We start from the raw sequence: 12,719 nt of genomic DNA on the forward strand, positions 1-12,719 counted from the left end.
AGCATCCTCATTCGAAAATATCATTCAGCTGCAAAAGTGTCATCCCGCCCTTTGCAACGATAATCACGGAATTTCCAGCCTCATACATGGAATCTCCGTTTGGAATCTCCGTTTTACTTCCATGGCTGATACATGCGATCAGTATATTGCGTTTCAGGCGGATATTACGCAATGGTTCCCCGATATGTTTTGTGTCGGCATCTACGACAAACTCCAATGCCTCTGCCTGTCCTTCTGCAATATTGTGCAGTGTCAGTGCTGCACCTGTTGTATTCTGCATGGCACGGACATAACGGACAATCGTATTGCAGCAGAGTTCTTTCGGGCAGATCACACTGCCAAGTCCCAGACTGTCCTGCATACTGTTATTTTCCATATGACCGACTTTCGTGATCACCTGTGGCACTCCACAGGTCTGCGCATACAGCGAAATAATCATATTCATTTCATCCATGCCGGTCATGGTTACAACGGCGTCACAATCATGGATGCCTTCACTTTCAAGCAGAAACTGACTGCTGGCATCCCCGTGTATGATACATACTTCCGGTGGAAGTTTGCCGGATAATTCTTCACAGCGCGCTTCATCCTGCTCAATCAGCAGCACACTGACACCTTCTTTTGCCAGCCAGGTCGACAGATAATAACCGATTCTTCCGCCACCGCAGATAATTACACGCTTTGCCTTGTGCGTGATAATGCCAAGATTGCGCAGAAGCTGTGTCAGCATCTCAGCAGTTGCCGTAATAAACAGATGATCCCCCTCCCGGAGAATAAAATGTCCGGATGGAATCTCCACAACCCCTCCGCGGCTCACTGCGCAGACAAGCACCTTGCATTTGACAACATTTTCCAGATTCATCAGTGCCACATCGCAGAGTTTACTGCCTTTTTGAATCCGCAGCTCCACGATTTCCACACGGCTTTTTGCAAATGTTTCCCTCTGCAGGAAGCCCGGATAGCGAATCAGCCGTTCAATCTCGCGCGCCGCCTGTTTTTCCGGATTCACCATAAGCGAAAGGGAATAGACATCCCGCATGGTAAAAATCTGCTTGCCGTATTCGGGATTGCGGATTCTTGCAATGGTGTGAATTCTCGGATTCAGACCATGGGCAGTCATACCACAGAGCAGATTGACTTCATCCGAACTGGTGGCTGCAATGAGCAGATCCGCCTTTTTCACATCCGCACTCTCCAACACGCGCATGGAGGCACAGTTTCCCTGTACCCCCATAACATCGTAACGCTCCACACTCGAATCCAGCACACGCTGGTTCGAATCGATCAAAGTCAGGTCATGTCCTGCCGCAGAAAGCTTCTGCGTCAGCGTGAGTCCGACCTTGCCATCACCGGCGATTATTATTTTCACAGATTTGTCCTCCGTTTATATTCTGTATTTAGACGTCCCACATTATAGCACATGGCATATAGAAATACAACCGAGGAGTTTTTGGTCTTTACTGCTTCTTATCCTCCTGATATTCCTCAAAACTGAGAATTACTTTAAACAGATCGCCGTCCATCTGCACCGCAAGATTTCCATGCATCAGCTCGGTCAGGCTTTTTGCGATAGAAAGCCCCAGTCCGTGTCCTTCCGTATTCCGGGAACTGTCTCCACGGACAAATCTTCCGAAAAGTTCCTCGCTGGTCATTTTCAGTCGATCCTTCGAAATATTGCGGAAGGTCATAATCACCATTCCGTGAAATTTTTCCAGCGTAACATACACACGTGTTCCCGGCTGTGCATACTTACATATATTTCCCATCAGGTTGTCAATGATCCGCCACAAATGTCTGCCATCCACATAGATTTCAACGGGTGGTTGCGGACATTCTACAACCATCTCCAGCTGATTTGCCTCTGCCTTTTCTGAAAATTCCCCGACAATCTGTGTCAGAACGACCGTTGCATCACATACTTCCGGATTCACCGGAAGATTTCCGGTAGATGCTTTGGATGCCTCCATCAGATCCTCAATCAGTTTTTTCAGACGGTTGGACTGTCGGTCAAGCACCTCAATGTACTCCCGCATTGTTTCACTCTCTGTCGGCTCCTTTTTGATCAGATCCACATAGTTGATAATGGAAGTAAGCGGTGTTTTAATATCATGGGAGACATTGGTGATCAGTTCGGTACGAAACCGCTCACTCTTCATTTTTTCTTCTACCGCCGCTGCAACTCCGGTCTGTACATTATTTAAATTTTCCGCATGTGTGCGCAGCTCATACATCATTTTTTCTGTATGGATCGGATGCGAATAATCACCTTTTGCAATCCGTTCCCCTCCGTCGAATATCTGTCGAAACTGCACCACAATCTTTAACAGTACGCCGTATTCCACAACTTTCCAGAGGAGATAGACCATGATAATTCCGCCATCCGCTCCGGCACACAGTAAAAGAAATGCTTCTATGAGGAAGACCACAAGAAATACAGCTGTGACTTTTACCGTCATAGACAGATTGGCCAAAAGCGCCAGTCTGATTTCATGCAGTTCTCTTTTTATCCGGCGAAACGGGTTTAAAAGCAGACGCAACAGCGTATAATGCCAGAATTTTCCTGCGCGGATTCTTGCAATGATACTGATCACATATTCATACACAATCAGTTCTGCCAATGCAAATGCAATTGTAAAAAATGAAATACAGAATACGATTCCTGCATTCTGCATAAGCAGATCTCCCATATAAAGGCATACCATACCGCAGCCCAAAAACGCAAGTCCTGAGATTCCTGTATAAATACCAAATGGTATATGGTCAATCCATCGAATCTGTACCGTATCGGAACCACGTTTCCATCCTGCCGATGCAAACAGAATGCCAAGAGAAAACACCCACACAAGAACACTCAAAAACAACCACAATCCCGAAATTTTCCGCACCTGTACCACAACGCCTGCAAGCGTATGTGCTTTCTGGAAAAACTGTGTTTTCCCGGAATCAATCACGATATGGGTTTCACCACCGACTTCCGGTGAAAACAAAGAGGATACCGTAGCTATGCTTCCCTTCAGGGAATCCGCTACCGTAAGATAAAGCGTATATTCCGTCGCCTCTTTCTCCTGATGTGGATTATAATAAATGCGACCCTGTTGATCTTCGTATGCAAATGAAAAATCCTGCCACTGGAATACCTTTGTCTTCGCATAGGTATCCGCAATGGATTCCTGCCGGATCGGATAAATTCCATCCTTTTTTGACCATAAGTAACCTGCCTCTAACCCATCAAAATCAAACCGCAGTTCGGATGATTTTAAATACGGTTCGAGCTTACCTTTTTTCAGCTGTTCTCCATTTTCCGCGCAATATCTGCCACCATCGTCCGATTCCCGGTAAGTATATTCCACATACGGTTCAAGATCCGACTCCTCTGGAACCGCGTAAAAAGAAAAGGAATTGATCCGAAACAGGGTATCGCCCGCATAACAATAAATCACACCATTATCATAGATAAAATGATCCACCTGCGTATAATGCTTGACTTTTTGCATGTACTGTCCCCTGTTTCTTCCAAGCAGCATATCCCAGAAAGAACGATCATTGGTATGAAACTCATTTTCATCTGTAAATTTCAGCCAGGCAAGTGCGGTTTCCTTATTTAAAGAGGTACCCGTGTAATTTCCACAGACAAGTTCGGTTTCTTTTCCATTCGGCTTGTTTTTTACAAGTGAATAAACGATATTTCCGTCATCAAATTTTTTCAGGGCATCTGCTTCGTCCTGTTCTTTTGAAATGCCGGTAACCGCATCCCCCATCCAATACGCATAGCTTCTAAGCAGCTCCGTATCCAGTGTTTTTTCAATGTCTTTCTGTGAGCCCTGCAAATCACTGTTCATGCCTAATGTAACTGTCACCACACTGGTCACGCCCACCAAAAATCCACTTACAATCGCAAGTACCATAGCCAGTAATCTGATGCCCTGCGATGATTTCCAGTTTTTGGACACATATTCCGGCTTTTTGGATTTTTTATCCTTTTTCTCATTCATTTTCTACATCCTCCATCTTGTATCCCCGTCCCCATACGACTTTTAAATAGCGTGGCTCCGCAGGATTATATTCGAGTTTTTCCCGAAGGTGCCGGATATGTACGGCTACCGTGTTTTCGACGCCGCACGGGCTGCCCTTCCACACGGCCTCATAAATCTGTTTCGGTGAATATACTTCCCCCGGATGTTCCATCAGAAGTTTTAAAATATCGTACTCTGTTCTGGTCAGACTGACAGGTTCTCCGTCCAGAGTGACTTCCTTTAATTTATCATCCAGCTCGATGCCGCCGGCGGACAGTTTTGTCCTCACCTTCTGTCCGCTTCCAAGCAGCATATACCGCCGGATCTGGGATTTCACTCTCGCCTGCAGTTCCACCGGATTGAATGGTTTCGTCACATAATCGTCCGCGCCCACGGTAAGTCCGAGTACCTTATCGGTATCCTCACTTTTGGCCGTCAGTAAGATCACCGGAACATTGGAAATTTCACGGATTTTGCACATCGCTTCTATCCCGTCCATTTCCGGCATCATAATATCCATCAGAACCAGCTGGATATCCTCCCGGTTTATAATTTTTAAGGCTTCCTTTCCGTTATAAGCCGAAAACACCTGGTATCCTTCACTTTTTAAATAAATCTGCAAAGCAGAAACAATATCCTTTTCATCGTCACAAACTAAAACATTATACATAAAAAAACCGCCACCTCGTATTCATGATTAATCATAGATACATTGTAGCGGTTTTTTTCTTAATTTCCAATGGGGCAAACCTTTAAGGTTTGCTTAAAATCAGGAATTATTCTTATTTTGATATCTTTTCTTCTTTTAGCCATGCATCAACGCTCTCATACAGACGCTGCATTCCATCTTCAACAACCAGCTTGGAGGTAGCCACATTCACGCGCAAAAATCCTTCGCCTCCCCTGCCATACTGATTGCCTCCGCTGACATACAGACCGCTGGTTTTGCGGATAAATTTTACAAACTGCCGGCCACTCTCCGTGATTTTGCGGCAGTCCAGCCACATGAGGTAAGTAGCATCTCCTGCAACCGGATGGATGAGTGGAATTTTCTCCTGCAGAAATTCCGTCACATACTGCTTGTTCTTTTCCACATATTCCCGCAGTTCATCAAGCCATTCTTCCCCATATTGGAAAGCGGCAATCGTTGCCTGAATTGCAAAAGCGTTCGGTTCTGCTACTTCGTCGGTGTTGAGCTGTCTCCACATTCTGTGATGCAGAATCGAGTTTTCTGCATAGACGGCAGCCGTCTGCAGCCCTGCCAGATTAAATGTCTTCGTCGGCGCAATGCAGGTAACACTGATGTCCCTGCAGGTATCATCCACAGAGGCAAACGGAATGTATTCTGTACCGGGTTTTGTCAGATCACAGTGAATTTCATCCGAGACAACAATGACATCATACTGCTTACATAATGCCCCGATCCGCGCCAGCGTCTCACAATCCCAGATGTTTCCTGCCGGATTCTGCGGATTACACAAAATCATAAGCGTCGTCTGCGGATCTGCCAGCTGCTGTTCAAGTTTTTCCCAGTCTACACGATATTCTTTTCCATCATAAAGCAGTTCGTTTTCCACGACATTTCTTCCGTTATTACGAATGGAATTGAAGAAATTATTATAGACAGGTGTCTGAATCAGCACATTTTCTGCCGGAGTCGTCAGTTTTCGGACAGCAGAAGAAAGTGCAGGGATTACTCCCGTTGTAAAGATCAGCTTCTTTGGGTCCATCCGAAAATGATGACGCTTTTCCCACCAGTTTACATAGCTGTCCGCCCATTCGTCCGGGATGACAGAATATCCATATACCCCGTGCGCCACGCGCTGTACCAGTGCCTCCTGTACTTCCGGCACCGTCTCAAAATCCATATCTGCCACCCACATCGGGAGTTCTTTGCGATCCACATCCCACTTGAGGGAATTTGTGCCTCTGCGGTTTGGTATTTTATCAAAATTATATTTCATAATCATCAGGTCTCCTTTTTCTGTCTCTCTATAATGCCTTATCATACCACTTCTGCATCATTTCTTCAATCATTGCAGTACCATCAGAAACGGAAAAAGAAGGGAAAAAATACCTCTTTTTCCGGTATTTTTTCCCTTCTTTTGTAAACAATCACCGGGCTGCAGCAGTCTGTTTTCAGCCTTCGGTCTTTGTTGTGCTCTCTTTGGACTTATAATAATCCTCAAACTTCTGATTTGCAGCATCCAATGTCTTCTGGCAGATGTCCGGAAGGTCTTTGCCCCATGCACCGGTTGCCTGCTTGAATCCCTTCTGCATGGCAGTCTGCATCTTCTTCATCTTTTCCACATCATCTCCAGCAAGGGCACTTGCAAAATCAAATAATCTCTCTGATGTCTGCTTTACTCCGTAATAGCCATCTTCGGAGATATCCTTCTGCGCCTGTGCCTTTGTTGCTGCATCAACCGTGAAATCTCCTTTTGCAAGGAACTTCCATATATCATCGCTGTTTGTTCCGTTTGCAACAGAAGAAGTAGCTGCCTGACCGGTCATCATTTTCTGCACGATGCTGATCAGCTGCTGCTGTCTGGACTGTGTATCCGCTTTCATCTGCTGTACGAGTGCCGCACGATCCTCAGCGCTCATCTTATTAATCGAATAGGTTGCTTTCTTATTGTCCTTGCTGCTGTCTGATTTATCATAGACTACACCGCTCTCATTTTTTTCTTCCGTCTTTGCCGTGGAGTCCTTCTTTGCAGCCGTCTCATTTTTGGTCACCGCATCGTTTTTATAGGATGCGTATACCTCTGTCTGCGTGTTTAACAAACCTGTTGTGTTTACACCCATACTCTCATCCTCCTTGAATTCTACCGGTCAATTCCATTTGTTTCCGGTTAAACTATGTTGGTATCTACTATAGATATCGGTTCTTTTCACAGAATCTTTATAGTTTGCTTTATTTTTGTTTCACAGTGACACGATAGGTCTTTCCAACGGCAGATTTTGTTCTGGCCTTCACCATCACATAGAGTTTCTGCCCCTTTGCAGCTTTTACGGTAAACTTCTGTCCGGTCTGTGCATAATCTTCCTGTTTGACCAGCTTCTTTTTCTGATTATATACACACACATTCCAGTATCCGCTGTCAGGAAGGCTTACTTGTATGGTCACCTTTCCCTTCTTTGCAGCCTTATATACAAAATAATCTTTATCCTTTACCGCATAATTATTCGCACTACAGGTCTTATTCTTTTTTACAGTTGTAGCTGTGGCAAAAGAATCATTGTATTCCTGTTCCCAGTTATCAGCCTTGTACTGATTGACTGTCACCGTGTATTCGTGTCCGCACGCATAATCATTGATATTCCGTTCTACCTTCAGGTAAATCTCTTTGCCTTTCCGGAAACTGAGCTTTGCAGTGGAAATCTGCAGATCATCCTCTGTTTCCACGGTCTGAAGCAGCTTCTTTTTCTCATCATATACGGAAAGTTTCCAGTACTGATTGTTTCCACCGTCCGCATTTATAAATTTGAAATTGAAATATCCACTGCCCGTGGCAACGTAGCGGTAGTAATCCACATCTTTTTTGCTGTTGATACTTCCATGCAGTGTCTTTCCGGCGGTAAGATCCGTGGCAAGCGCCATGGTATCGTTGGATTCCTTTTCCCAGCCTTCCGTTGCATAGTAATTGGAACGGATCTTGTACTGGTTTCCAACGCCGTAGCAGGTAACTTTCACATACACTTTTGCTCCCACCGGAAGGACATATTTACCGGAGGATACGGTTCTTGTATTGGTATCTTTCTGCAGTTCATTCATATTTTCATCATACAGATACAGATTCCAGAGTGCGGAAGATCCCTCCCCCTGAAAATCATATGTGAAATATCCGTTTTCCGGAATGGTATACTCATACCAGTCCACATCCGATGCTTTGTAGGAACTTCCATTGATCCAGCTGCCGTTCTGCAGGCTTGTCGCTGCCACCTGCGTATCGTTGTCTTCCTGTTCCCACTGTGCACTCTCCGTTGTTTTCACCTGAAGGGAATACTGATAATCCTGTGTCAGCTGATAATCTAAAATGGTAATATCCGTAGATTTCACACGCTCAACTTTGATATATACACTTCTGCCCGGTCTGAGATTATAAATTCTTGAAGTATAATTGGACGCCAGAGATTTTGTTTCCAGTTCCTGATTTCCATTGTCCGCATCATATACGGAAAAATTCCACTTTCCTTTTCCGCTTGTCTGTGCAAGATTTACAGTAAAATATCCGGCTTTTTCCGCAGTATACTTATAAAAGTGAACATTATTGGAAGTAGACAGCGTATCATACACCACCGTATCTGTCTTCAGCACCTCTGCTTTGGTATAGCTGCTGTATGTGCCGGTCGGTGTCTGATTGGTGGAAATGGATACATTGTCCGCTTTTACCGCCACCGGTGCCGCTGTAAAAACACAGCAGCATGCCAGCAGCAATGCCAGACCGCTTTTTTTCATGTTATGATTCATACGCATATTCCCTCTTTTACAGAGCTTTGATACGCTCCAGTGCCTTTACGGTGTTTTCATAATTTCCAAATGCCGTCAGTCGGAAATATCCTTCTCCGCTCGGTCCGAAACCGGATCCCGGAGTACCAACAACATTTGCATTCTCCAGCAGATAATCAAAGAACTCCCAGGAAGTCATCTGATCCGGAGTCTTTAACCAGATGTATGGTGCATTTACACCACCAAATACGGTATATCCGGCATCCTTTAATCCTTCCTTAATTGTCTTTGCATTCTTCATATAGTAAGCAACCTGCTCCTTTAACTGTGCTTTTCCTTCCTCAGAATATACAGCCTCACCGGCACGCTGCACAATGTACGGAGCACCGTTGAATTTGGTTCCGTGACGTCTTGCCCACATGTCGTGCAAAGAAACTTCCCCGCACTTTAAATCCTTCGGAACTACAGTATATCCCAGACGAACACCGGTAAATCCTGCATTCTTTGAAAAACTGTGCAGCTCAATAGCGCAGGTTCTTGCACCCTTGCACTCATAAATGGAATGTGCCACATTGTCCTCACTGATATAAGCTTCATAAGCGGCATCATAAATGATTACGGCGCCAACTTTATTGGCATAGTCCACCCATTCCTGCAGCTGATCCTTTGTAAGCGTTGTTCCGGTCGGGTTATTCGGCAGACACAGATAGATCATGTCCGGTGTCTTCTTTGGGAACTCCGGTACGAAATGATTTTCTGCTGTACATGGCATGTAAATGACATCGCTCCATGTGCCGGTCTCCTTGTCGTAAGTACCGGTTCTTCCAGCCATAACGTTGGAATCCACATAAACCGGGTATACCGGATCACAGACCGCAATCTTGTTGTCCTGTCCGAAAATCTCCTGAATATTTCCGGAATCGCTCTTTGCTCCGTCAGACACAAAAATTTCATCTGCTGCAACCTCACAGCCTCTTGCTGCATAATCGTTCTCTGCGATTGCCTTGCGCAAAAATTCATATCCCAGATCCGGTGCATAGCCGTGGAATGTCTCGGCATGTCCCATCTCATCTACCGCTTTATGCATAGCCTCAATGATTGCAGGAGCCAGTGGCTGTGTAACATCACCGATTCCCAGACGGATAATGTTCTTGTCCGGATTTGCCTCCTGATATGCATTTACTTTTTTTGCAATTGTGCTGAATAAATAGCTGCCCGGCAGCTTCTGATAATTCTCATTTACATGAAACATAATTTCGTTCTCCTTCTCTAATTTTCCATCAGTATCACTTTAACATTTTCTTCTTTTAATGTAAAGACCAGCCAAAAAAGCCAGATAAGATCCCTACCCTTCCTGCAGAAGACTTAAGATCATCTGCGCCACCTCGACCAGACCGGTTCCGTTGTCCATACTTCTTTTCTGAATATATTTATGTGCTTCCTCTTCCGTAAAAGAGTTTCGTGCCATAAGGAGTTCCTTTGCCTTGCGAATGATCTGCTGATCCTCCTGCGAACGGTGTTTCGGCTGCTGCCGCATTCTCCTTCTGCGCCTCTGGATATCTCCCTCCATCATTTCAATTGTCTGCAACAGTTCATGCACTTTCATCGGCATGGAAAGACAGACCAGATTGCTTACCTCTCTCTCCTGAATGGAAGACGGAGAAGCGATCAGAAGCATCTGAAACTCCGGTGGCAGATAATCGTGAATTTCCATATACATCATATCCATAAACCGGCATCCGCAGATCAGTATTCCACACTCCAGATTGTTTACGCTTGCCAGTGCCTGCGCACCGGTAGTACAGACTGCCTGCACGGAATACCCGCTCTGTGTCAATATTTTTTTTATGCCCGCTGCCACTTCCGGTTTCGAAAAGGCAATTACAATGTTACTCACGATCCGATCTCCCGTTAAATCTTATACAGATACTCTTCGATCTCCCAGCCGGTTACCTGTGTACGGTACTGCATCCATTCTGCCTCTTTTGCCTCGATCAGTTTGCTGCTGATATGTTCTCCAAGCACTTCTTTTATAAAAGCATCTTTCTGCAATTCACAGATGGCCGCATGAAGATCGGCCGGAAGCGACTCGATTCCTCTGCTTGCTTTTTCTTCCTCCTTCAGTTCATAGACATTTTCCGGCACTTCTTCCGGTGGCTCAATTTTATTTCTGATACCGTCAATTCCGGCTGCAAGACATACCGCAAGGGCCAGATACGGATTGGCTGCCGGGTCCGGGCTGCGCAGTTCCACACGGGTTTCCTCTCCCCGGGAAGCAGGAATACGGATGAGCGGGCTGCGGTTTGTCGCAGACCATGCAATATAACATGGTGCCTCATATCCAGGTACCAGCCGCTTATAGGAATTTACCAGCGGATTCATGATAGGAGTCACACCTTTCATGTGCTTCATGATACCGCCAATAAAATAATAGGCTTCTTTACTCAGGCCCATTTTTCCATCCGGATCGTGGAAAATATTATGTCCGTCTTTGGACAGGGACATATTGATATGCATTCCGGAACCATTAATCCCGTATTTCGGCTTCGGCATAAAGCTTGCAAACAGACCGTGCCGCTTGGCAATTGTCTTAACCGCCAGTTTGAATGTCATGATATTATCTGCCGTCTGCAGTGCCTCATCATACTTAAAGTCAATCTCATGCTGTGCGGGTGCTACCTCATGGTGGGAAGCTTCGATCTCATACCCCATATCTTCAAGTGTCAGCACCATATCACGTCTGGCATTTTCTCCCAGGTCTACCGGACCGAGATCAAAATATCCGGCTTTTTCGTGGGAAAGTGTTGTCGGCTGGCCATTCTCATCCTGATGGAACAGGAAAAACTCGCACTCCGGTCCCACATTAAATGTATATCCAAGGTTTTTTGCTTCCTCAATCTGACGCTTTAAGATATAACGGGAGTCCCCCGTAAACGGTGTTTTGTCTGCACAGTAAATATCACAGATAATACGTGCTACTTTTCCCTGCTGCGGGCGCCATGGGAAAATGGTAAATGTGTCCAGATCCGGATACAGATACATGTCTGACTCCTCAATCCGTACAAATCCCTCAATGGAAGAACCGTCAAACATACACTTGTTATTCAATGCTTTCTCCAGCTGACTGGATGTAATTGCTACATTCTTTAATGTTCCGAAAATATCCGTAAACTGCAGACGGATGAATTCCACATCCTCTTCTTCCACAATTCTGAAAATATCTTCCTTGGTATATCTGCTCATATATTTTTCTCCTTTTCTGCGTTACATTTGCTGATATATGTTAATACCTGTTCATAAGACATCGGACCGCCAAACAGATCCAGCGCACTTCCAATGGTGACGTTCAGCCGGTTTCTTCCAAGCTGTGAAATTTCTTCCAGATCTTTAAAACTGTGAACGCCTCCGGCATAGGTGATCGGAATTTTTCCCCAGTCTCCCAGAAACTGTGCCAGGGGTTTTTCAATTCCACCGGATTTTCCTTCCACATCCACGGCATGCACCAGAAACTCGCTGCACCGGGAACTCAGTTTTTCCAGAAGTTCATTCGTCACACGCTCTGTGGTAAATTTCTGCCACCGGTCGGTTACAATATAATAGCCCGGTTCTTCTGCATCTGCCCGGTATCTGCACGACAGATCAAGTACCAGATGTTCCTTTCCCACAGCCTGTTCCAGCCGGTTCAGACAATCATAGTCAATCCGTCCGTCCCGGAAAACAAACGAAGTCACAATCACTGCAGATGCGCCAGCTTCCAGAAATTCGGACGCATTGGCATCGGTAATTCCTCCGCCGACCTGCAATCCCCCCGGATAGGCACGCAGAGCCGCCAGCGCCTGATTTTTGGTTTCCTCATAATAAGGGCTGTCTTTTGCATTCAGTAAAATGATATGTCCGCCGCGAATTCCCCGGCTCTGATACATCCGTGCATAAAACGGTGCATCCTGCCCGGAGACAAAATTTTCACTTGCCTGATCTCCGGCATCCCGCAGACTGCTTCCGACAATCTGTTTTACCTTTCCGTTGTGAATATCAATACATGGTCTGAATTCCATCCGATTTTGTCCTCTTTTCAAAAAATGGGCATAGAAAGACCCTGTCCGGACTCCCTTGCCCTTATTAAAATAATACATCTTCACTTTTTATGCTGTTTCTCCGCTATCATAACATAATTTTTACTTGACAGCAATCCATTATTTTGCTATCATCATTAAAATTGTTATTGTACATAATAGGTGTTTTGGACGATAACA

The 12,719-nt window shown here is 45.3% G+C and carries 10 protein-coding genes; all 10 read right to left on the bottom strand.

Annotated elements, in window-relative coordinates; all coding sequences use genetic code 11:
* Window positions 1-7: 7 nt before the first annotated feature.
* Window positions 8-1,369, bottom strand: coding sequence for a Trk system potassium transporter TrkA (trkA, locus tag M72_RS01370; protein ID WP_055066894.1), 1,362 nt, complete (start codon window positions 1,367-1,369; stop codon window positions 8-10).
* 88 nt (window positions 1,370-1,457) lie between these two features.
* Window positions 1,458-3,992: a sensor histidine kinase gene (locus M72_RS01375; RefSeq protein WP_055066895.1), complete on the bottom strand. Its 2,535-nt coding sequence runs from the start codon at window positions 3,990-3,992 to the stop codon at window positions 1,458-1,460.
* The gene (locus tag M72_RS01380) at window positions 3,985-4,683 is read right to left on the bottom strand and encodes a response regulator transcription factor (protein ID WP_055066896.1); all 699 of its coding nucleotides are present in this window, start codon (window positions 4,681-4,683) and stop codon (window positions 3,985-3,987) included. The genes M72_RS01375 and M72_RS01380 overlap by 8 nt, the downstream gene beginning before the upstream one ends.
* Before the next feature lie 112 nt (window positions 4,684-4,795).
* The gene (locus tag M72_RS01385; protein ID WP_055067121.1) at window positions 4,796-5,977 is read right to left on the bottom strand and encodes a MalY/PatB family protein; all 1,182 of its coding nucleotides are present in this window, start codon (window positions 5,975-5,977) and stop codon (window positions 4,796-4,798) included.
* Between the two features lie 175 nt (window positions 5,978-6,152).
* Window positions 6,153-6,821, bottom strand: coding sequence for a hypothetical protein (locus tag M72_RS01390; RefSeq protein ID WP_022045678.1), 669 nt, complete (start codon window positions 6,819-6,821; stop codon window positions 6,153-6,155).
* Window positions 6,822-6,930: 109 nt separating this feature from the next.
* A complete protein-coding gene (locus M72_RS01395; protein WP_055066897.1) occupies window positions 6,931-8,487 on the bottom strand; it encodes a hypothetical protein in 1,557 nt (518 codons plus the stop codon).
* Window positions 8,488-8,503: 16 nt separating this feature from the next.
* Complete coding sequence (locus M72_RS01400; RefSeq protein WP_055066898.1) at window positions 8,504-9,718, bottom strand: LL-diaminopimelate aminotransferase; 1,215 nt, start codon at window positions 9,716-9,718, stop codon at window positions 8,504-8,506.
* Between the two features lie 93 nt (window positions 9,719-9,811).
* Window positions 9,812-10,363, bottom strand: a complete 552-nt coding sequence (locus tag M72_RS01405) for an ANTAR domain-containing response regulator (protein ID WP_055066899.1) — start codon at window positions 10,361-10,363, stop codon at window positions 9,812-9,814.
* A gap of 14 nt (window positions 10,364-10,377) precedes the next feature.
* Window positions 10,378-11,709, bottom strand: a complete 1,332-nt coding sequence (gene glnA, locus M72_RS01410; protein WP_055066900.1) for a type I glutamate--ammonia ligase — start codon at window positions 11,707-11,709, stop codon at window positions 10,378-10,380.
* A complete protein-coding gene (gene hisA / locus M72_RS01415) occupies window positions 11,706-12,521 on the bottom strand; it encodes a phosphoribosylformimino-5-aminoimidazole carboxamide ribotide isomerase (RefSeq protein WP_055066901.1) in 816 nt (271 codons plus the stop codon). Before hisA ends, glnA begins: the two co-directional genes overlap by 4 nt.
* Window positions 12,522-12,719: the final 198 nt, after the last annotated feature.

Source organism: Roseburia faecis, assembly GCF_001406815.1.
GTDB lineage: Bacteria > Bacillota > Clostridia > Lachnospirales > Lachnospiraceae > Roseburia > Roseburia faecis.